Consider the following 22,642-nt stretch of genomic DNA (forward strand, 5'->3'; position numbering starts at 1 on the left):
CACCCCCCACCTAATAAGCCTCATCGACATGCCGCCTATAAGGCTTGCTGAGGGAGGCTTAACTTGGGTGGATTGGGCGAACACCTCCCTAGTACCAGTCCCAGAGCCGGTCTTCGGATTCTCAAATCGCATGACGATCTTAGGTGCGATGGCGCGCTGCCAGCTTGCCGGCCTTACGATCTCCCGTCGAAGCGTGGCGAACTCATGGGCCGACTCATTACCGGAGAACTCGCACGTGTGAATAGGGAAGCAGCACACTAGATGCTCCCGCTTGTTGTCAAGTCGCCCTTTAAAGTATTCGTGGAATCTTGGCGGTGCCAGAACCAACTGCGAGAAGCCATAAGGATTATCGGGCAGCGGCACCATAGTTAGGGTTCCCCTGCTGGGAGACGTCGACACGCTTGAGAGTACAACCGTGGCAAAAGCGCCATCCTCCAGGTCGTCGGAAACTAGGAGGAAGTCTGTCTGATTGGTCGATTTCTCGCCAAATCGAAGATAGTAGTAAACAGTCCGCTTGGGCAGCACGTCGCTGCAGCGGAATAGGCCGCCTTCAAGTGCCGTCACGGCGGAAAAGTCTTCTTCCAGATCTTGGCGATTTAGCATTTTAGTTCTTAGGCTCTTTTTTCAATGTCGTCTTTGGAATCATACATTGATGGCGAATCTACCCGGGGATTAGGTGCCTGGTAGTATCCGTCGGTCGAATATTGTCATCGACTTTACTGGGCATGTCGAATGTCCGTTACTGGCGTGACTAACGTCGCAAACGGCTGCTTGTGGCCGACTTTGGTCTATGAGACCTCCGCCGCAGCCTGCATGTGGCCTGTAGACATCAGGATGCGGCCGAGGTCCGAGTTGGATTCACGCGACAGGTCTACCTTTGCCGTGCCGCGACCCTACCCGCTTCGTTGGCCGTGACGACGGTATGGCAACGTCTTCTCACGATTACCGGACGACTGGTAGAGGGCGGGCAGTGGCCGGTTCACTGCTTCAATGCTGGAGGCGAGGGCGTCGGGCCCTAGCGATAGCGGCCGCACTAGTGCATGCCACTAAAGGCGTTTGACGTTCGCCACTTCAGCCTTGCGGCAGCATACGGCTGGAAACGTGCCTCAACGAGCAGCCGAGCCGCGGCCGGCCTCCAACCAGGGATCGATGGTAAAGCGCCGGACTCTGTGCCCAGCTTTGCTGCAGCGATGGCGGACCGCCCACACGACGCTGCGCAAGGCGCGCTGCCCGGCAGCGTCGACGGCTGCGGCGCATTGGTCAAGCGTCGGCGCATCCGGAAACATCATCAGTTCGGCTCCGCTCCCGAGAACAATCGCTATATCGAACGGTGATCGAGTCACCATGGCCTGTCCAAGCAGCCAGCCCAGCCGACGCTCGATCTCGAGCGTGGTGTCATGGTGGGAGTTTCCAGTCTCGCGCTGTATCTGCCGCACAGACGCCCGGATGCAATGCAGCATGTCCGTTGCGGTTGGATAGCGGGATGACCTGACCATCCGAAGCGGAGCCGGAGGCTTGTCCTGCGAAGGAAGTTGTCTCGACTTCGCGGGCGGGTTGGTGTGCATGATGCCGCTCATAGGGCCTGAGTAGTGATTTATCACATGCATTTTCTGCCGATAGCAGTAAGCGGCATCTCGTTCTGCGGCGCACGCTAGGGTCGCCACATGGCTGCGCGCTCGGTCGTGGGTTCCTGACGTCATTCGGCAGAGAATCTCTCGATCACGTCCCGACATGGCCGATCCGGTTGGGGTCGACGGTTCGCAATGTGCATGATGCCGAGTTCAGGCAGCGAGTCGCCAATAGTTTTCCGATATACCCGAATCGCCAAACCGTATTAGCCAGACGCTGGCGGCTTCCATAGACTGAACCTGTTTCAAATCAACAGGAGTCGAAATGGACAAGAAGCGAGTTGACCTGTATTGGGATGTCGGAAGCACGAATACCTATTTCGCTATCAAGCTGATCAAGCCGATCCTTGAGCGCCACAATGCAGAACTCGTCCTGCATCCTTACAATCTGGGGTATGTCTTCCGGAACAACGAGTACGAACTGATGAAGGAGCCCAAGTCGAAGCTCCGTTACCGAAAGCGCGACCTGATGCGTTGGGCCGAAAAGTACAATCTGCCGTTTCAGATCCCCAGGCAGTTTCCGATCAAGTCCAGCAGGGTGCTGCGCGGCTCCCTGGCGATGCGACGCAAGGGTCTGGAACTGGAGTACGTAGAACGGGTAATGGAAGCGTACTGGGAGCGTGGCGATGCCGGCATCGTCGAGTACGCAGGCCTGCGATCCATTGTGGAGTCCCTCGGTGTCGACTTCCCCTGGTTTGAAGAGACCGCTTCCAGCGACGAAGTCGGCGCCGAGCTTGCGCAAAGCACCGACGCGGCCGTCGAGCGCGGCGTGTTTGGCGTGCCGATGATGTACGTGGGAGACGAGATGTTCTGGGGTAAGGATCGCCTCGACTTCATGGAAGAAGAACTGGCGCGCGCCGCGTAGTACCAGCGCGCGATGGACTCCCCGGCGCTACGGCTCCTATCGTCGGGCAGCCCAACATTCAGGAGGCCACTCGCGGGTTCGCTGCCGCCGCGCAGCACGCAATGAGGGCCGCGTGTCGTTTCATGTTGTGCCGACGCACTACCGCGCACGCGCGGCGCAAGCGCCGCCTGTTTCCTGGTTGCTGATCTCACGTTGCGGCAGCGGGACGGCAACTACGGCCGAACTTTCTCCCAACTCCTTAGAAAAGCCTTAGCCTTGCCGGTGCGATTCTGGTGTGCCTGGAAATTGGACTTTCCACGGCGACATGTGTGTCACCGTGCGGCCAGGTAATCGGCAGGGGCGCTCACCGCCCCTCTGAAGCTCAAATGATCCGGTGTTCCCGCAGCCGTTGGAACTCGGTGGCGTCTACGCCGGCCATCTCGCGAAGCACCTCTTCAGTGTGCGCGCCGGGCACCGGTGCGGGCGTGTCATAACCAACGTCTGCATGGCCGAAGCGCAATGGGAAAGCCGCAGCTTTGACGTTCATCGCAGCCTCCGCCAGGGGGTTCCAGAGCGAGACTGCCATGTTCCTCGCAACGGTCTGTTCCCACGCGAGAACGTCATCGATGTTTCGTACCGGACTGCAAGGGATCTTCGCGGACCGCATCCGTTGTTCGATCTCCGACGTGGGAAGCGTTGCAGTCCACGTCGAGACGATCTCGTCAACCGTCGCATTGTTCGACAGTCGCCAGGAAACGGACATGACGTCCGGGTCGTCCTTGAGGTCCGAGCGTCCCATCAGATCCAGGAGTGTGCCCCAGTCGTCGTTGCTGGCAGTCCCGAGCGTGACCCAGCCATCCGCACTCTTGTAGGCGTTAAACGGGGAGAAACGCATGATGCGATTCCCCTGCTGGAAGGAGAGTCCGAGTTCGCGATAGCAATCCAGCGGCTCGTCGAGGATCAATGACAGCAGGCAATCCGCCATGGAAACGTCGACCGACTGCCCGTGGCCGGTTCGCTGGCGGTAGTTCAACGCCGCCACGACCCCGAAGGCCGCAAACAGCCCGGCGATGGCATCCGACAGCGGAGAACCCGCCTTCGTCGGCCCCGCTTCGGGTTGGCCGGTGATACTCATCAAGCCGACGGCTGCCTGCACCATCAGATCATAGGCCTTCAAGTTCCGCGCCGGCCCCGTGGAACCGTAGCCGGTCAGGGAGCAATAGACGAGGGCCGGATTGATCTCGCGCAGCACGTCGTAGCCGATGCCGAGGCGATCGGCGACGCCGGCGCTGAAGTTTTCCACTACCACGTCGGCGTTCCTGACCATGCGCATGAAAAGTTCCTTGCCTTCGGCGCTCTTCAGGTTCAGGGTGGTGGACTTCTTGGCGCGGGCGCGCTTCAGGTACGCGATACCCATGTCATGGGGAGAGCGTTTTTCGAAGGAGACGCCTTGCGGGCCTGCAAAAGGAGGCGAGAATGCTGTCGGGTCACCGACGCCCGGGTCATCGATCTTGATGACTTCCGCCCCAAGTCCTGCCAGGAACAATGTGCATTGGGGGCCGGAGAAGAATCGGGTGAGGTCGAGTATCTTGATGCCTTCGAGAATCCGTTTTGTCATGGGGTGCCGTTTGCCTGGTTAGACGCATGAGCAGTCTAGACAGGCAGCCTTGGAACCGGCCAATAGGACTTTGCGGTGGCGGTATTGCGATTCCGTATGGCTAATCGATCCTCGAGGCTCCGGGCCAGGCGCCTTCGGCGACCAGCGTCAGCGCAGTTTCGCGGATCAACTCCATGATGCGCCTTGCGGCGGAGCTCAGCGGCATGATGTCGAACGTGCATAGTGACAGCCTTCGTTGCAGTGCAGCACCGACGATACGCTGGACAGTGAGGTCGGCCGTGCCGCCCGGAATGGACGGCGACAGGATGGTCGAGCCGACGCCACTGGCAACGACAGCGCGGATTGTTGCGAGCGAGTCGAGCTCCGCCAGCACAACCGGTCGCTGGCCCGCAGCCTCGAATGCCTCGTCGATAATCTGCCGCGTAATGTTGGATTTCCCGGGGAGAATCAGCGGGCGCTTCGCCGCATCCGCGATGCTGACTTCGTCAGGCAAGGCGTCGCCTGGCTGCTTGCATGACAGCAAAATCAAGCTCTCAGTCAGTAGCGGGCTTACCTCAAGATGGGTGCCGAGTCTCGTCTCGCGGACCGCGCCAGAGCCGTCCACGCGCTCAAACAGCAGGCTCATCTCGATGCGGCCGTTCACGACCAGTTCCTGAAGGTGGCCACTGAGGCTCTCGGTAATCTGGAGCTGAATATCCGGATACTGCCTGGCCGCCGCCGCAAGCAGGCGCGGTGCAAGAATCGTGGCCGCACTGGTTGGCAGGCCAACGGAAACGGTTCCCTGGGGATGCTCGCCGGCATGCTGGACGTCACTTTTCATGAGGTCCGCCTGCCGAAGCATGGCACGCGCATGGCGATAGAAGACCTCGCCCGCCTCGGTCGCCAAGACGCCCCGGGCGCTTCTGGCCAGCAACTTCACTTTGAGTTCGTCTTCCAGCTTGGCGATCTGCTGACTGAGAGCTGGCTGCGCGGTGTAAAGATCCGCGGCCGCTCGCGAGACGCTTCCCAGCTCAACGATGCGTACGAAGTACTTCAGTTGTCGGAATTCCATGGCGAATTGTATGGCGCGAAGGCTGGCGACGGATAGCCATAAGTTTTTGACATGCCCCAAGCGGGACACAGTATTGGCGCAACGATCGCGACATTTCTAAGATGGCTCCACCAGTAACCAGCCACCTTATCGAGATGATCGATCTCTATTTCTGGAGCACCCCGAACGGCTACAAGGTCTCCATCCTCCTTGAAGAGCTGGCGATGCCCTACGCCGTCATTCCGGTGCATATCGGCAAGGGTCAGCAGTTTGCGCCGGAATTCCTGGCCGTCAGTCCGAACAATAAGATCCCCGCCATTATCGACCATGATGGTCCTGACGGACAGGCCATCTCGATGTTCGAGTCGGGCGCCATCATGATGTACCTGGCCGAGAAGAGCGGCTACCGATTCATGCCTCAGGATACGCGCCGACGCTATGAGGTCGTTCAGTGGCTGATGTTCCAAATGGGCGGTGTTGGTCCGATGCTCGGGCAGGCCCACCATTTCCGCAAGTACGCGCCAGAGCAGATCGCCTACGCGATTGACCGCTATACGAACGAAGCGCGTCGGCTCTACACCGTGATCGACCGTCGTCTCGCAGACACCGAATATCTGGCCGGGGAATACTCGATCGCCGATATGGCTACCTATCCCTGGCTGCGTGCCCACAAATGGCAGGGCCAGGACCTTGCGGACTATCCCAACCTTCAGCGCTGGTACTCCGCCGTGCGCGAACGCCCCGCGGTGCAACGTGGCATCGCTGTGTTGGAGGAGAAGGTCGACAAGACAGGCGCGAAGCCCAGCGGTGAACGGTGGGACAACCTGTTTGGCAAGAGCCAGTTCGCCGCGCGATAGGAGACAAAACATGTCGCAAACAAAATCCCCAATGCTGACCGGCTTTCGCGTGCTGGACATTACCCAGATCGTGGCCGGGCCGACCTGCACCCGCATCCTTGCTGAAATGGGGGCCGATGTCGTCAAGCTCGAGCTCGCGCCGTTTGGCGACCGCACCCGAATCGGCGGACTGCGCAGTCAGAAGCCCGAGTACAAACGCTGCTCCCAGAGCACCTACTTCGTTCAGCACAACCATTCGAAGAAGAGTCTTGCGCTCGATCTGAAGCACGACAAGGCCCGCGAGCTTATTCTCAAAATGATCACGCAGTTCGACGTGCTGGTCGAGAACTTCTCGCCGGGTGTCATGGACCGCTTCGGCCTTGGCTATGACGCGCTGAAGAAACTCAATCCGCGGCTTGTGATGTGTTCCATTTCCCTTGCTGGACAGAAGGGGCCGCTGGCCAACAAGCCAGGCTACGACTACGTCGCGCAGGCTTACGCTGGGGTGACAGATCTCATCGGCGAGACGGACGGCAGCCCGGCGCTGATCACGATGGCGATTGGCGATGCTTCAACCGGTGTGGCAGCCGCTATGGCGGTAGGCTTCGCGCTGCTGCATCGAGAGCGAACAGGAGAGGGACAGTACATCGAGACATCGCTGCTGGATACCTACTTCAACATGCATGAAGTGGCAATTCCACGCGTCGGTCTCCGCAAAGGCTATGAGCCTAAGCGCACAGGTTCGCAGCATCCTGACGGCGGACCAACCGGCATCTTTCGCTGCGGTGACGGCACCTACCTCACATTAGCCACGCTACCGCACCAATGGGAGCAATTCGCCACGGCTCTGGGGCGAGCGGACCTGTTGACCGATCCGCGATTTGCCACCGCCGCGCTGCGCCGCGACAACAACGATCAGCTCAAGGAAATCCTGGAGGCGTGGCTCTCCGGCTTTCCAACCCGTGACGCCGCGATTGCAGCCCTGGAGCAACAGCGAATTCCATGTGCGCCCGTGCTCAGTCTGCGTGAGGCGATAAACCATCCGCACCTGCAGGAGCGCGGCGTGGTCCGCACTGTCTCCGATCCCTACGTTGGCGAGTTCCAGATCCCGGGGCCACCGGCCAGGTTTTCGGCTTGGCAGTACGCATCCGCCCTGAAGGCGGACCTGCTGGGTGAGCACAACGAGCAGGTTCTGAAAGACATCGCCGGGCTGAGCGAGGCGGAGATCGACGCCTTGTATGCCGAAGGCGTACTGGTGCGCGACCGGTTGCTGGAACCGGCTGGCGAGACGGCCGAAGAGGCTGCGATTGCACGGTGATCGGGTGGGAAGACACATGGAAAACTTCGACTTGTTTGTGGTAGGCGCCGGATCTGGGGGCGTACGAGCCGCCCGCACCGCTGCGGCCCTCGGTGCACGCGTAGCGATTGCAGAGCAGTCTCGGGTTGGCGGTACCTGCGTGATTCGAGGCTGTGTGCCGAAGAAGCTTCTCGTCACGGCGAGCCGCTTTCGTTCGGAAGCAACCGACGCAATTGGCTTCGGATGGGGCGTCGAAAGCGTCGGCCACAACTGGAGTGCGTTGCGCGACCGGATCGGGGAGGAAGTCGGTCGACTGGAAAGTCTGTACCGCAAAGGTCTGGATGGAAGCCGGGTCACCATTTTTGACGAACGGGCCGCTGTGGAAGCCGCAGGGCGCGTCCGTCTCGCCTCCGGCCAGGCGATATCAGCCGAGCACATCATCGTGGCAACTGGCGCGACGCCCACCCCGCTGGACATTCCTGGCGCCGAGCATTGCATCACGTCGGATGATGTTTTTGCGTTACCGCATCTGCCGGCCCGCGTCGTGATCATTGGTGGTGGGTATATCGCGCTCGAGTTTGCCGGGATATTCAAGGGGCTTGGTGCGGACGTGATCGTACTGCACCGGGGCGCCTCCGTTCTCAGGGGATTCGATCCGGATATCCAGAGCGGCATTGCCAGTGCCTACCTCGACCAGGGCATTGATATGCATCTGAACACGGAGGTCCACCGCATCGAAGCGTTGCCTGTTGGCTATCGGGTAACAGATCGAGCCGGTACCGTTTATGAAGGGGACGTCATCCTGAACGCGACCGGCCGTCGGCCCAACACGAAGGCCGCAGCGGGCGCGCTGGCGCTCACGCCAAGTGGCGCCATCGACGTGGACGAGCGCTATGCAACGTCCTTGGAAGGGGTCTATGCCATCGGCGACGCGATTGGCCAGTTGAACCTCACCCCCGTTGCAATACGCCAGGGGCAGTGGCTCGCCGAGTCGCTGTTCGGGAAGGCCGAGTGTCGGGCACCGGACTTCGGGCTCACGCCGACGGCAGTGTTCTCCACGCCCGAGATCGCCAGTGTCGGGATGACAGAGCGGGAGGCACGCACGGCGCTTCCCAATATTGCGGTCTATCGGACCAACTTCCGCCCGCTGCGAGCAGCAGTCGCTGGCAGCCCGGAGCGCGTCATGATGAAACTCGTCGTCGACAAGCGAAGTGATCGCGTCCTGGGTATGCACATGGTGGGACGCGATGCTGCTGAAATTATTCAGATGGGTGCCATTTCACTGCAGCGAGGCATCACCAAGCGTGAGTTCGATCGAACCGTTGCGCTGCATCCCAGTATCGCGGAGGAGTTCGTCACCATGCGTAGCCACGATTGAGAGTCGCAGGACGGGGAGCATCAGTTATTCATTTGCGCAAATTAAAAATTACGATGTAAGGAGACAGGCTATGAAGTACGTTGCGGCACTTGCTATCGGATGGCTGGCATGCAGCCCTTCGTTTGGGCAGTCATTCCCCACGCGCCCGTTGACACTGGTGGTCCCGTTTTCCCCTGGCGGTCCCACCGACGTTGTCGCGCGCCATCTGGGTGCGGCGATGGGACGTTCCCTGGGACAGACTGTCGTCGTGGAGAATCGCGCGAGCACGGGCGGCATCGTGGGGTCGGAGGCGGTGGTGCGTGCCGAGCCTAATGGCTACACCCTCCTGATCCATAACATTGGCATGGCCACATTGCCGGCGTTGAGCAAATCGCTGCGCTTCGATCCAACCAAGGACTTCGAGTATATCGGGCTCGTTGCAGACGTTCCCATGACGCTCGTCGCGCGCCCGAACCTCGCGCCCAATGGCTTCAACGAGTTGCGCGCCTACATCTCGGCGAACCAGAAGAAGATCAACCTCGCGAATGCAGGAATCGGTACGGCGTCGCATCTCTGCGGGCTGATGCTCATGAGTCAGCTTCATTCCGCGATGACAAGCGTTCCCTACAAGGGCGCCGCGCCGGCGATGGTAGATATTCAGGGTGGCCAAGTCGATCTGCTCTGTGACCAGGTGACGACGACGCTTCAGCCGATCAACACGGGCCGGGTCAAAGCGTATGGGAGTACGACGCCTTCACGGCTCGCGGCATTGCCCAAGTTGCCGACGCTGCGCGAGCAAGGGCTGGGAGAGTTCGAGGTAACGGTATGGCATGGCATCTACGCGCCCAAGGGGACACCCCAACCGGTGGTCGCCAAATTGGTCAAGGCGTTGCAGGACGCAGTGACCGATCCAACGTTCAGGGAAGGGTTGCAGAAGTTGGGGGCCATTCCGGTTTCGAAAGACCGTGCGACGCCGGAAGCGTTGTCCGCCCAACTGCGTAGCGAGATGGCGCGGTGGAGCCCCGTAATCAAGCAAGCAAACGCGTTTATCGACTAGGCGTCAAAGGAGGAGATGATGGACACCAGGCCGGCACACGCGGATATGGAAGTGCAATCCGAAGACGCCAAGCGCGTCGCGCAGGAAGCCGCTGCGCTGATGTTGTTCAAAGGCGAGCCGGCCGCTAGGGCCATTGCAGCCGCGGCGGCACGGCATGTTGCAGATGCTTGCGCGGGACGTGAGTGCAGGGGCACCATCGTCGATGTCGAATCGACGTGGATACCGCCGGGCAGGGAGCGCGAGGTGAGCGCTGCTGCTGAGGGGATTCTTGCGGAGGTGGCGGAGCGCCTCCGTGAGTCGATGCGGGACGCTGATTGAATTGGGTTCCGGGTCTTGGCCGATTCGCAACAGTGAAACTGCCACTGTCTAGTGCAGCTCAGAGGCAGTTGCCGTCACGCTGCAGGCGCAGCCTGCGGCTGGGATCAACCCGAAAGCGCTGATAAATTGTCGCGTCATCTGGCCCTGATCGACGAATCCTGTGCTGATGACGGACTCTGCGCCCCAGGTCCCTTTGGCCACGAGCAGCCGCGCAATATCCAAACGGCGCATCGTCACGTCGTGCGAGAGGCAAGTTCCGAAGAAATTGTGAGTGTCGCGGGCAAGAGCCGGCGGTCCCGTCCGCTCACCACTGCGCAGCTAGGCTAGGTCGAAGCGTTCGCTAGTCTAGCTCTGGATGCAGTCGCGTGCCAGCAAGGCCGCGCGAGTATCGAGTGCCGCAGTAGAGATTCACCGGTCACAGCGACGTAGAGAGCGAACTCGTCTATGATCAGTCGACCACATTGATTCCCCGCGTCGCGCGCGGGGATTTTGACCTCGCGTTGGTTTCGGGAAATCACCTTCGTCGCGGCACGATGCTACTCCACGAACCGATGGTGCGGGTCGGTGCCGTCGAGTTTCAGTTGTGGCGATGCGGTCCGCTGTCGAATACCGTTTGCGAAGACGCGAGACTAGCCAAGCGAAGTACGATCAATTCGCTGGCGCAACAGAGCCTCGGATGACGGTGGCGGTACTGACTCAGTGCAGCGCGCGGCGCAACTGAAGAGTCTGAGCATCGAGCAACGGCTCAGACCGCTCGAGCGCATAAAGTCCGTCCCACGGGCAAGTTGGTCGGGCCACTCGAAAGACTTAGCGCCCGCGAAGATTCTGCGAATAATCTTGTCAATCGAACCGGATGTTCTCGGCGCGGATGATCTCGGTCCACCGACGAGTTTCTGACTGAACGAACGCTGCGGCTTTTTCTGGGCTGGGGTCGACAACGGGTTCGACACCGAGCTTTGCGAGGCGCTGCTGTACGTCGGGGTCTTTCATTGTGGACTGTAGGGCCAAACTCAGCTTTTTGATGACAGGGGCGGGCGTGCCGCGCGGTGTCATGACGCTGTTCCACATGGATGTCTCGCGGCGACTAAAGCCCGACTCGCGCATGGTCGGAACGTCGGGAAGCACGGAGGATCGCGTCGCCGTCGTCACGGCAAGTGCCTTCAGGCGGCCTGCCTGCACCATTGGTCCAACGGTGGAGACAGCGTCAGTAATGAACTGGGTGTCGCCGGCGACCACCGATTGGACAGCCCGGTTCGCGCCACGAAAGGGGACGTGGCCAACGTCCAACTTTTCCTGGTACTTGAGCAGTTCCACTGCCATGTGCACTGCGCTACCTTTTCCGGCAGACCCGTAATAGTACCTCAGCCAAGGCGTTCATCGATGAGATTAAACGGAATCCCGGGAAGCGATCTCGGAAATATAGTGTTTTCTCAACGTTCCGCTGTCGCCTGTGCCATCCCCAATCTCACGACGGATATCGTCAGCGACGTCTAGGACTTTGACGCCGTAGTAGGCAATGCACTGCTCTTCCAGATGATAGACGTCCTCAATATCCGCCCAGTTGTCCCACTGGTCGCGAATCCATCGTTCTGTGGGAGTGAACTGCCCAGGCAGCGCCTTCAGACGTGCAACGGTTCCAATTTCGATCGTGGCATCCGTACCCATGGTGCTTGCCGTAAATCCCACCATCCGTGCAACCGACGCGAGAAGGAAGCGCTTTGCAAAGGATCGCACTGCCGTCACCCTGATTCCTGAACTTGAAGCAATGTTCAAGTCGGAATTTCCAGAAGGTCCTGAGAACTCGAAAGCGGTTGACGAACACGCCACGTAAGAGGGCCGTCTTCGTCAACTTCTGTAGCTATGGAGCATCGCGTCCCTTCCTGGCTGGTCTCGGCCCCAGGCGTGCCAAGAGCATCTCGACGACCGTGGACTTGCCACAGCCGATGTTGCCGGTGACGGCGATTCGCAAGATCGGGTTCCTCACGTGGAGTCGGGGACGCGGCTTGCTCGGATGCACTCTAAGATGACTGGGACCAAGGCGACGTTATGCCCGTGGAGGCGGTCGAGATGGATGACTTGGAGCAGCGTCTTATCCGGCGGTATGCGCCTGCGCAGCACCGAAACCTGACTGAGGTAGGGTGGCAGCCAAGAAACGGAGAAATCTGCGAAAAAGGCCTTGTAGAACAACCCGGTGTATGCCCTATGCTGGATCTCAACTGCGGAGCGAACCCCATGGACCGACTATACGATGCACCGGATGAGCAAGGCAGCGGCCTCACAGCCGAGATTTCTCCGGCGACGCCCAGCACGGTGGGCGGTCGTCTTCGTCTCGTTGAGAGCCCCCGGAATGCCGCAAGGGCGATCGTTCAGTACTTCCCGGCGAACTATGTACAGGACACGCTTGACATACTGCAGGCTCGTAACGCCTTCTATGAAGCGCAAGGCAATCGCAGCATCCTTGCTTGCGCCATCGCACTCGCCGAAGCACTGATGCGAGTACTGGAGGGCTGGGGGCTGAAGCGGAACTTTCCCGCTATGCCTGGGCTGCGCGACAAGGAAGACGTCGTAAGGTGCCTGCGTGTTCTGCGTGAGCCCCTTGCGAAGCTGGCTGAATTGAGTATGAACCCTCCGCGGCTGCATGGGCGTAAGCGCGTCGCGCCGGGGCCGCTGTACACCCCTGATGAACTGGATCAAGCGGTCTTGACCCTGCTCCTTGCGCTGGCGGATGGCGTCTTCAAACGCTGTACGCAGGCGACATACGTCATGAAGGCCTTGCTGCTTCTGACGGGATATACCGTCGCGTTCGACGGTCGCGTCAAGAAGGGCGCCACACTCGCCGGTCTGAGGGGAATGTACAGGGGCTTTCCGGTTGCGAGCATTCGAGAGTCATCCACGACGTACGCATCGCTCGCGATTCTGACGCTACCCTACCTTGTGGGGGAGGCTTGGTATGCCGAGCCGGAGGTCTTCGAGGAACTCATCGCGGAAGTCGGCCGTCATTCCGCGTGGGCGTCGGTGGTATCAATGCTTCTTCATCCGGCGCGCCTGTTCGACATCCTGCTTTTCGTGCAAGGAAAGCATGGACTCGTACTTCTGAGATATGAGGGTACCGGGGGATGGCCCTGGTACGAGTCGCTGGACCGGTGAGGGTAGCGGGGAGGTAGGAGCGACTCAGGGCTTGGTCGGTCGAACCTGGCGTGGCCATGACGCGAGATCGCGTTTGCCAAATGCCGGCAGGTCGCGCGAGTTCGTCAACATGCATATAGTCGACCGCCGCTTGCAGACAACGTGATGCTGGTGCCGGCCGCGCGAAAGGAGACGGCATTGCGATTCGCGTTTGGATAGCTAACGGATGCACAAGTTCGGGGTCGGCCACGTCACAGCTCTCGGACCTCAACGACAAGCTTGTCGGTCTTGGTCCGTGCGCTTCGCCAACGGCAGTTTCCTGGACGAAGCGGTCGTCTGAATGGCACGGTCGGGGCGACATCGAACGTCGCTCCCTGGCCGGGATGGGACGACGATAGGCCGAGCTTCGTAGCCTCTTCCGGGGGGACACAGCGAGGCCGGCGCTATCTTGTCGACAGCACCTGGCTGATACGTTCCGCTGCTGGCATAGGAATCGAGAGCACTAGCGAAGTGGCCGCCCAGATCGGCATCCGCGCCGATGGGTCCGTGCCTGACAGTGTCGAGGAACAGATCGATCTGGCATTTCAGCGACTGGGCGTGATCCTGCAAGCGGCTGGGACGCTCCCAGGAAGGGAAACTACGCTCAGCCATCGTTCCAAAGCAACGGACGCGGCGCGAAACCTAGTTTCGCCTTTGCCGCGTGATTAGACGCGCCAGTTAGCCGGGTGTGGTAGTAGATCGCTTCGTCGCCGGCGACCTGTCGGGCTTCATCAACGCCCACGCGGGCGGGCGTTGGCGCATCGACACAGCGAGCAAATGCCGGCATCCACGTAGCGACCGGGAGCGGATCGTCATCGACCAAGTTGTATACGCCGGGGTCGGCCGTCAGCGATGCAACCGTTGCCGCCACGGCGTCGTCGAGATGGACGAAAGACCAGACAGCGTTGCCATCGCCGATGATCGACATGTCGCAGTTCCGTGCCTGCTCCGCAACGGCCCCATCGGGCCTGTACCAGGTACCGGGACCGTAAAAGAATCCATAGCGCAGGACCACGCCTTCCACCGAGATCGAGTGCATGACGGAATCTTCGTAGGCGCCGATGACCCGCGCACTTTCGCCGATCTCGCCAGGGGCGTCGTAGCGAAGCTGGGCTGCCTCGCCAGCAAGTGTTCCCTGCGGAGCCTCGAGGTAAAAACCCCGCGATTGCAAAACGTAGCGCTTCACGCCCAGCGCCTCGGCGGCGGCAAGCAGATTGGCGCCGCCTTCGCGATGAAGGCGCGTATCGTTGGGCATGGATTTGATGATGTCAGCAGGATTTGCGGGAAGCCACGTGAGCTGGTCAATTACCACGTCGGGCGACGCCGCTGCGATGGCATCCACTACAGACTCCGCGTGAAAGGCATCCGCCAGGGACACACGTGCGCCAAGTTCGCGAAGCTTGACACTGCACGGCGACGCAGCGCAGTGGTGAATCAGCGACAAGGCGAAGCGTGAAGTGACGCGTGAGCGCCATTGTGACCTCGCGCTCCTCGTCAAGAAAGCACCAAAAGACAGAAGAAACTCTGTACCACCAAGCCGACAACAGGCCAGTTACCATGTATCAGGTGAACTTTCGGATCAGGTGGAGCAGGCGATCGCAAGCGGCTGGAATCTGCTGTTCAATCGCTGTCGCCACCCCGAGTAGCAGCCCCGTTCGCTGCGTAGACGCGGAACAGTACCAGCGCGACAGTGGCGCGGGCGCGAGCCCATAGGCGTAGGCTTCCCGGGCGATCGTCTTGTCGTCGACGTCGTCGGGGAGCCGCACCACCACTGCCAGTCCGGCCGGATAGGCCTCGAATTCCCGGCACTCGAGGTCTGCCAGCAGCGCATGGCTTCGGGCCGAATAGATGCGCTTCATGCGCCGCAAGTGCCGCATGTAATGGCCGTCTCGCATGAACTCTGCCGTCGCCATCTGCACGGCTGGCCCGGGTGCGGAAGCCAGGCAGGCCACAGCTTCCTCGAAACGGAATACCAGGGCCGGTGGCACCACGACGAAGCCCAGCCGCAAGGTCGGGCTGATCGTCTTGCTGAACGTTCCGACATGAATGACCCGTCCCGCTCGATCCTGTGATGCCAGCGCCGGCGCCGCATGGCGTTTGAGCTGGAGTTCGCCCAGGTAGTCGTCTTCGATGATCCAGCTCTCCGAGCGAATCGCCCATTCGAGCAGTTGCACCCGGCGGGCCAGCGACAACGTCGGGCCCAGGGGCGCCTGTTGTCCCGCAGTGACCAGCGCCAGCGCGGCATCCGGTGCGTGCGTTTCGCCGTAGCTGACGTCAATGCCTTCATCATCGACAGGCACGGGAACAGTCGTGAGCTGGGAAATGGACAAAGCCCTACGGCTCGGAAGAAAGCCCGGATTTTCGACCCATGCCTTGCGGCCTTCGGCTTGGAGCACGCGTAAGGTTATACCGAGCGCTCCCGAGAAACCTGCCGTGATGAAGATCTGCGAGGGCTGGCATTCGATGCCGCGTGATAAGGCGAGATGCGCGGCGATTTCCCGGCGGAGTTCATGCTCGCCGCGCGGGTCCGGATAGGACGCCGGCGCTTCGACTTCATCGCGCGCCGCACGGGCGCGCAGTCGTGCAAACAATGTGGTCGGAAAACAGTCCGATGCGGGCACGCCGATCTGAAACACTGCGGGGCCGGGCAGGAAGTGCTGGTATAGATCCGATCGCAGATCCGTCTCGATCGACCGCGTCCGGTCCGTGCTCGGGCGCACTGCCGGCGCGTGCTCGGAAACTCTTGTTCCGCCGGCACGTGACGAGACGATCAACTGCGCGTCGGTCAGCCGCTCGTACGCGGTCTTGACGGTGCCCCGCGCCACGCCAAGCTGCACGGCCAGGTCGACCCACGACGGCAGCCTGGCACCTGGAGGCAGTACCCCGCTCTCAATGGCGCCGGTGATTCCCGCGCGTATCTGTTCTGCGAGTGATGTTTTGGACGCGCGGTCGACCTGCAAATCCAGGATTTTCGTCATGTTTCGTGGTGCATTAGGATTTCAGGTTTTTGGTTCTTTTATGCGAACCACATTAAGTTCATGATTCTAGCCCTCACGGAGCTGAACATGAAACGTCAACGGACACTTCTTTCTCTCGTTGTTGCTGCTGGCATGGCCTTTTCCGGGGTCGCTGCTGCTCATGGCGCGGAAACCCTCGGTGCGGGCGATGTCGTCAAGCCGAACTTTTCGCACGCCATACAAAACAGCCCGGGTAAATCGCTCGTCGCCGTGGAAGTCTTCTATCCGCCCGGGGGCGCTTCGCTGCCTCATACCCATGCCAAGTCGGCGTTCATCTATGCGTATGTTGTCTCGGGCAGCATCGCCAGCAAGGTGAACGACGAGCCGGAACACATCTACAAGGCCGGGGAGGCGTTCTTCGAGGAGCCGGGCTCACGCCATCCCGTGAACCGGAACGCGAGCAAAACCCAACCTGCAAAGCTGTTGGCGGTATTCGTCGTTGATAGCAACGACAAAGAACTGACCACGCCGCTCAAGTAAACATCATCTCGGAGCGCGAAAGGAGCACACGGACGGCCGCAAGCACGTTGCGCCGCCGGGCGTCCGTGATTTTGCACTTTCGTCAACGGTCTCGGTTTCTGGCTGGAGGCGGCAGCGCGATCGATTGCCGATGAGGGGCGGGGGCATCGCACCGCCGTGGGTCGATCTGCTTATGCGGCGGTGCACGCGTGTAGAAGTACTGCGGGCCGACTGCAAGAGACTCATCCGTGCAGCAACCACCAGAAGCAGAGGAGAAAACGCCGCCCAACACCTCGGACGAAACCAGGTACGTGTAGAGCGAAAGCGTTCGTGCACCTCAATTTATCCCTTCACCCATAGGAATCACCATGACCAACGCCGTCATCGAATCTATCCTGAGCCGCAGCGCTGCCAAGTACTACGACCCCACCGCAACGTTGAGCGACGACCAAATCTGCGGGCTGGTGCGAATCGGCACCAGCGCGCCGACATCCTTCCACATGCAGAACTGGCGCTTCATCGCCGTACGCTCGCCTGAAGCCAAGGCTCGGCTGAGTCCGATCGCTTGGAACCAGCCCCCGATCACCGAAGCAGCCGTTACGTTCATCGTCTGCGGTCAGCTGGCCGATTCGAGCGTCATACCAGATCGGCTGGCGCCGCTGGTGGAGGCGGGCGTCATGCCGGCAGAGATGGTGCCGGAATGGGAAATCCCCGCGCGCAATCTGTATATGGAGTACCCGCAGCGCCAGCGCGACGAGGCAGTACGCACCGCCACCTTCGGTGCGGCGGCAATGATCTATGCGGCCCGCTCGCTGGGCCTGGGTTCGACGCCGATGATCGGCTTCGATGCCGAAGCGGTGCACCGCGAGTTCGGACTGGCCGAAGACGAAGTGCCGGTCCTGCTGTTGTCCGTAGGGGCGGAGCGCCCGGGAAACTGGCCGCAGAAGCCGCGCCGTCCGGTGGCCGATGTGCTGGATCTCGTCTAATTATTAGTGAAACCAGAGTCGAAGGTGAACGCCGGTGAGACGCGCATCTATCGGACTGGCGAGAGCTGGTCCGAAGCGCCGGGAGCGATTCATTCCAGCAGCCGCAACGCGCGCAAGACCGAGCCGGCGAAGCTGCTCGCCGTCTTCGTCCTCGACACCAATGACAGGGTGATGGCCACGCCCATCAAATAGACCTTCAGACGCACTCGACAGCGCCAAGCATTGAAGGCTCGCACCGTGCAAGACCCGCGAGCGCCACGAGGGAAGGGCGGTGAGCTTGCATTGCTGTCAGAGGCACATTCAACTTGAGAAGGATCGCAAATGACCAGTCCGATTCGTCTTCAAATCGCTGAAAAGGGCGCCGGCTCTCTGAACTTCCTGGCCCTGTTTAGATGGGCTTTGGTCGTTATCTTTCTTTGGTTCGGTGGAATGAAGTTCACCGCATACGAAGCAGCCGGTATCGCTCCGTTCATCGAACACAGTCCGATCATGAGTTGGCTGCACACCCTATTTGGCGTTCAAGGTGCAAGCTACGTTATAGGCGTACTTGAGCTATTCACCGCTGCGACTCTTATTCTTGGGGCCTTTCAGCCCATTTTTTCCGCTTTGGGAGCGGCGATGTCCGCCGCGACCTATCTCATAACGCTCACCTTCTTTGTGAGCACACCTGGAGTAGCAGAAGCGACGGCGGGTGGATTTCCGGCGATTTCGGCAACACCGGGCCAGTTCCTTCTTAAGGATCTTGTTCTACTAGCTGCATCGATTTCCCTTCTCTTGGCATCTCTACGTGGCCCGTGGCTCAACGTTCCGAAGTCATGAGTGGATATGGCGCCTCGTTGGCGCTCTTTTCCGCCGACGCGCGGACATGCGGCGGATCACCGGCGCCTTCAATCGCCCGTTGGAGGTGTTCGGCCACGACCGCGCGCCGTCCCCGTGCAGCAGCCGGGCGGCCAGCATCCTCAATTTCAGGAGCATTCTATGCAATCAGTCGAGATCAAAGCCATTGAGAACTACGATTTTAATCTTTGGCTGCCGCTGTGGAAAGGCTATCAGCGGTTCTACGAAGTGGATATCCCCGAGTCCGTGACGCTCCGGACCTGGGCACGCTTCTTGGACCCAGCGGAGCCGTTGCATGCAGCGCTTGCCATGGGTGGGGGGAAAACGTTGGGGTTGGTGCATTCGATCTACCATCGATCCACCTGGGCGACGGGCGACCACTGCTATCTCCAGGACCTGTTTGTTGCGGACAAAGCGCGTGGCAGCGGTATCGGCCGCGCCCTAATTGAGCATGTGTATGCGGATGCGAAACGTCGCGGGGCGTCCTGTGTGCACTGGCTGGCGCACGAATCCAACCATAACGCCATGCAGCTTTACGACCGCATCGCTGATCGCTCGGAGTTCATCCAGTACCGAAAATTATTTGCCTGACACGGTGGTTCGGGTCTGTCCTCAGACTCGTGCGGCATCGCCGAAAACCAACCGATACTCAGAAGGAGAAAGCCCATGAAGATAGTCGTGATCGGCGGCACTGGCCTGATTGGCTCGAAGACCGTTGCCATTCTGCGCGAGGGCGGCCACGAGGTCGTCGCGGCGTCGCCCAAAGGTGGCGTCAACACCGTCACCGGAGAAGGGCTCAACGAAGCCATGGCCGGCGCTCAGGTGGTGATCGACGTCTCCAATGCGCCTTCATTTGCCCCCCAGGTGGTGTTGGAATTCTTCGAGACCTCCGGCCACAACCTTGCCGCGGCGGAGGCCGCGGCGGGCGTTCGGCACCATGTCACGCTATCCATCGTCGGGACCGACCGGGTACCCGGCCAAGGCTATTACCGCGCCAAAGTCGCGCAAGAGAAACTGATCGAGGCTTCGGGTATCCCCTACACGATCATCCGGTCGACCCAGTTTCTGGAATTCCTCGGCGGCATCGCCGATGCGAGTACGGATGGAAGCGTCGTCAGGATCGCGTCGGGCCTGCTTCAGCCTATCGCGGCCGATGACGTCGCCGCCGTCGTCGTCGAAGTTGCATTCGCCAATCCGCGAAACGGGATTATCGAGATCGCAGGCCCGGAACGAGCGCCGTTCAACGAAATCATCGCTCGCTATTTGAAGGCGGTCGGCGACCCGCGCAAGGTCGTGAAAGATCCCGAAGCCCGATATTTCGGTGGGCGACTAGAGGAAAAGTCGCTCGTACCATGGGGCAAGGCGCGTCTCGGCGTCCTCAATCTCGAGCAGTGGTTACACGCCTGATCAGTCCGTCGCGGGCCGCGTCGACACTGCGCGATGCGCGCCCGCCCCGTAGCTTAGGTCTTACTCCGTTCGAAAGCTTTCATCATGGATCGTCTAGTCTCAATGCAGGCATTCATTCGGGTGGTGGATGTCGGCAGCTTTGCGCGTGCGGCAGAGTCGCTCGATCTGCCAAAGGCCATGGTCACCCGCCTGATCCAGAGTCTGGAGACCCACCTCGAAGTCAAGCTTCTGCACCGGACCACGCGCCGCATCAGTGTGACTACCGAAGGCGCGGCCTATTTCGAACGCTGCGTCCGCATCCTGGCCGACGTCGAGGAAGCGGAACAGTCGCTGACGCGCCACAACAACTCGCCACGCGGCACACTAGCAGTGGACACCACGAGCGGACTCGCGCAAATGGTGTTGATGCCGCGACTGCACGACTTCTTCAACGCGTATCCGGAAGTGAAGCTCGAGCTGACCACCAACGGCAAGCCGATTGACATGCTCAAGGAAGGCGTGGATGTGGTCCTGCGCGTGGGTGGGCTCGACGAATCGATGGTGGCACGTCGCATCGGCCAGGTGAAGCTGGCGTTCTATGCATCACCGATCTATCTGCGCCGCTTTGGTACACCTCACGATCTCACAGAATTGGCGCAGCATAAGGCGGTGAACTTCCTGTCGAACCGCACCGGGCGCGAGACGCCGTGGCCGCTGATCTGTGCGGGCGAACGCAGCGAAGTTCTGCTGCCTTCGGTGATCTCGACCAACGATGCCGACGTCTACCTGGGCTTCGCATTGGAAGGCCACGGAATTGCCCGCATCTCGCACGCGATGGCCGAGCCCTATATCAAAAGTGGTCGGCTGGTGGAAATCTGACCCAGTGGCAAACCGACGAACTGCCAATCTCGGCGATGTATCCACAGAACCGGCACCTGTCGGCCAAGGTGCGCGTATTCGTGAACTGGGCTGCCGAGATTTTCTCGCGGCACCCGCACTTCGGCGCGGCACCGCAGCGACTGGCGGCCTAGTTTGCCGAGTCGGAGTTGCGGCGCGACAAGCTCTCGATGACGGAAAGCGATCAAAGGCGCGATCACGCCGAACGACTAAGCGGCCGCCAAGTGAGAGGCAAACACAAGGTACCTCCCACTTGAAGGCCTGACCAGCTTCGACCCAAGACTTGGGCACGAAGTAAGCCGAGGGATCGTTCCCACATGGACTTTCCCCAATTAGTGAAACCAGCAACTTACAGAGACTACGATGCCAAGAACTGCTGCTCTAAAGCCGGAACAGGTGCCGGCCGATTCGAAGCCGACCCTCGATGCGATCACCAAGAACATCGGGTTCACCCCAAATATGATGGCGACCTTCGCGCAGAGCCCCATCGCGTTCAACTCATGGGCCACCCTGCTTGGCTCCTTGAGTAAGGCGCTCGACGTGAAGACGCGTGACAGCATCGGCCTCGCTGTCTCCGAAGTGAATGGCTGCAACTACTGCCTGACAGTCCACAGCTATACGGCCGAGCATCTGGCCAAGCTGCCGGCCGATGAAATCATTCTCGCTCGGAAGGGCCAGGCCAGTGACCCGAAGCGCGACGCCGCCGTCCAGTTTGCGCGCAAAGTCATCGAGGCCCGCGGCAACGTCACTGACGCCGATCTGAAAGCCGTCCGCGAAGCCGGCTACACGGATGCGAACGTCATGGAGATCGTGGCGCTGGTGGCCATGTACTCCCTTACGAATTTCTTCAATAACGTGTTCGATCCCGAGAAGGACTTTCCCGCCGTTACGCCGGCTGGCTCGATCTGAACTCTATCCGGTCGCATCGACCCTCTCCGAGGGTGATTGAAGGTTTGATGCGAGCGTAACGCCAAAGCCCGGAGGCACCCGGGAAAGATTCTTGGGAACGCGTCCGGGCTTTTCGTATGACCCGACAAGTCTAGGAGAAAGAATGTGACACTCGATCATCCAATTTTCGCGCGCTGGCCGGTGCAGTACCCCGATCGGCTGCAACTTTTTTCCTTACCGACGCCCAACGGAGTGAAGGTCGGCATCATGCTGGAGGAGACAGGCCTTGCCTATGAGCCTCACCGCATCGACATCATGGCGAACGAAAACCACGATCCGGCCTTCCTCGCACTCAATCCCAATGGCAAGATTCCGGCGATCTACGATCCCGAAGGGCCGAACGGCCGGCCACTGGCGTTGTTCGAATCGGGAGCGATTCTGATCTACCTCGCAGACAAGACGGGGCAGTTCCTCTCCACCGATCCCAACACGCGCTACGAAACGATCCAGTGGCTGATGTGGCAGATGGGCGGTGTCGGCCCGATGTTCGGCCAGGTCGGCTTCTTCAACAAATTTGCCGGCAAAGCCTATGAAGATAAGCGCCCGCGCGACCGCTACGCAACCGAATCAGCTCGGCTGCTCGGTGTCCTCGACGAACGGCTCGCGGGCCGCGACTGGGTGATGGGCGCTGACTACAGCATCGCCGATATTTCGCTGCTCGGCTGGGTGCGTAACCTGATCGGCTTTTACGAAGCGCGTGAGCTCGTCGGCTTCGACCGCTTTCTTCATGTGCAGGCATGGCTCGATCGCGGCCTCGCGCGCCCAGCCGTTCAAAAGGGAATCAATATTCCGCCTCGCGACTAGAGTGCATGTAGATGGATACCGCAACGGCTGGCGAGCGCATGGAGCCGCTCAAATTCAATTCAAGCGAGGATATCTATGGTTCTCAACTTTAGACATTCAGGCCCGCTCAACGAGCGGGTTGGAAACGGATTCAAGAAATCGAAAAATGCTTGACATGG

Annotated in this window: 22 protein-coding genes and 2 pseudogenes; 16 read left to right on the forward strand and 8 right to left on the reverse strand. The window is 60.4% G+C overall.

The window, feature by feature from the left end:
- Both ACGLHR_RS41830 and ACGLHR_RS41835 read right to left on the reverse strand, forming a co-directional pair.
- On the reverse strand, positions 1–603 hold a 603-nt coding region (locus tag ACGLHR_RS41830; RefSeq protein WP_400101703.1), incomplete at its 3' end, for a hypothetical protein.
- A gap of 503 nt (positions 604–1,106) precedes the next feature.
- Positions 1,107–1,565, reverse strand: coding sequence for a hypothetical protein (locus tag ACGLHR_RS41835; RefSeq protein WP_400101705.1), 459 nt, complete (start codon positions 1,563–1,565; stop codon positions 1,107–1,109).
- Positions 1,566–1,893: 328 nt separating this feature from the next.
- On the opposite strand from ACGLHR_RS41835, the gene ACGLHR_RS41840 reads away from it, so the two are divergent.
- Positions 1,894–2,493, forward strand: coding sequence for a 2-hydroxychromene-2-carboxylate isomerase (locus tag ACGLHR_RS41840; RefSeq protein ID WP_400101707.1), 600 nt, complete (start codon positions 1,894–1,896; stop codon positions 2,491–2,493).
- 361 nt (positions 2,494–2,854) lie between these two features.
- Here the strand turns inward: ACGLHR_RS41840 and ACGLHR_RS41845 are convergent, their stop codons facing one another.
- Both ACGLHR_RS41845 and ACGLHR_RS41850 read right to left on the reverse strand, forming a co-directional pair.
- The gene (locus tag ACGLHR_RS41845; RefSeq protein ID WP_400101709.1) at positions 2,855–4,090 is read right to left on the reverse strand and encodes a CaiB/BaiF CoA transferase family protein; all 1,236 of its coding nucleotides are present in this window, start codon (positions 4,088–4,090) and stop codon (positions 2,855–2,857) included.
- Between the two features lie 100 nt (positions 4,091–4,190).
- Complete coding sequence (locus tag ACGLHR_RS41850; protein WP_400101711.1) at positions 4,191–5,141, reverse strand: LysR substrate-binding domain-containing protein; 951 nt, start codon at positions 5,139–5,141, stop codon at positions 4,191–4,193.
- Between the two features lie 134 nt (positions 5,142–5,275).
- On the opposite strand from ACGLHR_RS41850, the gene ACGLHR_RS41855 reads away from it, so the two are divergent.
- The 5 genes from ACGLHR_RS41855 (at position 5,276) to ACGLHR_RS41875 (ending at position 9,985) form a co-directional block, all read left to right on the forward strand.
- The gene (locus tag ACGLHR_RS41855) at positions 5,276–5,977 is read left to right on the forward strand and encodes a glutathione S-transferase N-terminal domain-containing protein (protein WP_400101713.1); all 702 of its coding nucleotides are present in this window, start codon (positions 5,276–5,278) and stop codon (positions 5,975–5,977) included.
- Between the two features lie 10 nt (positions 5,978–5,987).
- A complete protein-coding gene (locus ACGLHR_RS41860; protein ID WP_400101715.1) occupies positions 5,988–7,274 on the forward strand; it encodes a CaiB/BaiF CoA transferase family protein in 1,287 nt (428 codons plus the stop codon).
- 16 nt (positions 7,275–7,290) lie between these two features.
- A complete protein-coding gene (gene gorA / locus ACGLHR_RS41865; protein WP_400101717.1) occupies positions 7,291–8,631 on the forward strand; it encodes a glutathione-disulfide reductase in 1,341 nt (446 codons plus the stop codon).
- Between the two features lie 70 nt (positions 8,632–8,701).
- Positions 8,702–9,667 carry a tripartite tricarboxylate transporter substrate-binding protein gene (locus tag ACGLHR_RS41870; RefSeq protein ID WP_400101719.1) on the forward strand — a complete coding sequence of 322 codons (966 nt, stop codon included), beginning with the start codon at positions 8,702–8,704 and terminating at the stop codon, positions 9,665–9,667.
- Between the two features lie 51 nt (positions 9,668–9,718).
- Positions 9,719–9,985: a hypothetical protein gene (locus tag ACGLHR_RS41875; RefSeq protein WP_400101721.1), complete on the forward strand. Its 267-nt coding sequence runs from the start codon at positions 9,719–9,721 to the stop codon at positions 9,983–9,985.
- Between the two features lie 840 nt (positions 9,986–10,825).
- On the opposite strand, the gene ACGLHR_RS41880 is transcribed toward ACGLHR_RS41875, so the two are convergent.
- Together ACGLHR_RS41880 and ACGLHR_RS41885 are read right to left on the reverse strand one after the other, a co-directional pair.
- Positions 10,826–11,350, reverse strand: a complete 525-nt coding sequence (locus ACGLHR_RS41880) for a tripartite tricarboxylate transporter substrate-binding protein (protein ID WP_400101743.1) — start codon at positions 11,348–11,350, stop codon at positions 10,826–10,828.
- A gap of 21 nt (positions 11,351–11,371) precedes the next feature.
- Complete coding sequence (locus tag ACGLHR_RS41885) at positions 11,372–11,758, reverse strand: hypothetical protein (protein WP_400101723.1); 387 nt, start codon at positions 11,756–11,758, stop codon at positions 11,372–11,374.
- A gap of 459 nt (positions 11,759–12,217) precedes the next feature.
- Here ACGLHR_RS41885 and ACGLHR_RS41890 point away from each other — a divergent pair, with 459 nt between their 5' ends.
- A complete protein-coding gene (locus tag ACGLHR_RS41890; protein ID WP_400101725.1) occupies positions 12,218–13,132 on the forward strand; it encodes a hypothetical protein in 915 nt (304 codons plus the stop codon).
- Between the two features lie 622 nt (positions 13,133–13,754).
- Here the strand turns inward: ACGLHR_RS41890 and ACGLHR_RS41895 are convergent.
- Positions 13,755–14,528, reverse strand: coding sequence for an NAD-dependent epimerase/dehydratase family protein (locus ACGLHR_RS41895; RefSeq protein ID WP_400101727.1), 774 nt, complete (start codon positions 14,526–14,528; stop codon positions 13,755–13,757).
- Between the two features lie 184 nt (positions 14,529–14,712).
- Positions 14,713–16,128, reverse strand: coding sequence for a PLP-dependent aminotransferase family protein (locus ACGLHR_RS41900; RefSeq protein WP_400101729.1), 1,416 nt, complete (start codon positions 16,126–16,128; stop codon positions 14,713–14,715).
- A gap of 87 nt (positions 16,129–16,215) precedes the next feature.
- Between ACGLHR_RS41900 and ACGLHR_RS41905 the strand changes: the two genes are divergently transcribed.
- The 9 genes and pseudogenes from ACGLHR_RS41905 (at position 16,216) to ACGLHR_RS41945 (ending at position 22,484) form a co-directional block, all read left to right on the forward strand.
- Positions 16,216–16,647, forward strand: a complete 432-nt coding sequence (locus ACGLHR_RS41905) for a cupin domain-containing protein (RefSeq protein ID WP_400101731.1) — start codon at positions 16,216–16,218, stop codon at positions 16,645–16,647.
- 347 nt (positions 16,648–16,994) lie between these two features.
- Entirely contained in the window at positions 16,995–17,612 is a 618-nt protein-coding gene (locus ACGLHR_RS41910) for a nitroreductase family protein (protein WP_400101733.1), read from the forward strand.
- A gap of 15 nt (positions 17,613–17,627) precedes the next feature.
- Positions 17,628–17,804, forward strand: a pseudogene (locus tag ACGLHR_RS41915) (cupin domain-containing protein); the annotation flags it as partial.
- A gap of 129 nt (positions 17,805–17,933) precedes the next feature.
- Positions 17,934–18,431, forward strand: a complete 498-nt coding sequence (locus ACGLHR_RS41920) for a YkgB family protein (RefSeq protein ID WP_400101734.1) — start codon at positions 17,934–17,936, stop codon at positions 18,429–18,431.
- Between the two features lie 159 nt (positions 18,432–18,590).
- Complete coding sequence (locus tag ACGLHR_RS41925; RefSeq protein ID WP_400101736.1) at positions 18,591–19,040, forward strand: GNAT family N-acetyltransferase; 450 nt, start codon at positions 18,591–18,593, stop codon at positions 19,038–19,040.
- A gap of 75 nt (positions 19,041–19,115) precedes the next feature.
- Positions 19,116–19,856, forward strand: a complete 741-nt coding sequence (locus tag ACGLHR_RS41930; protein ID WP_400101738.1) for an SDR family oxidoreductase — start codon at positions 19,116–19,118, stop codon at positions 19,854–19,856.
- Between the two features lie 84 nt (positions 19,857–19,940).
- Positions 19,941–20,866, forward strand: a pseudogene (locus ACGLHR_RS41935) (LysR family transcriptional regulator).
- A gap of 229 nt (positions 20,867–21,095) precedes the next feature.
- Entirely contained in the window at positions 21,096–21,641 is a 546-nt protein-coding gene (locus ACGLHR_RS41940) for a carboxymuconolactone decarboxylase family protein (RefSeq protein WP_400101740.1), read from the forward strand.
- A gap of 144 nt (positions 21,642–21,785) precedes the next feature.
- Positions 21,786–22,484, forward strand: a complete 699-nt coding sequence (locus ACGLHR_RS41945) for a glutathione S-transferase N-terminal domain-containing protein (RefSeq protein ID WP_400101741.1) — start codon at positions 21,786–21,788, stop codon at positions 22,482–22,484.
- Positions 22,485–22,642 lie beyond the last annotated feature (158 nt).

The sequence above is a fragment of the Cupriavidus sp. CuC1 genome, from assembly GCF_044627735.1.
In the GTDB taxonomy this organism is placed as follows: domain Bacteria; phylum Pseudomonadota; class Gammaproteobacteria; order Burkholderiales; family Burkholderiaceae; genus Cupriavidus; species Cupriavidus ulmosensis.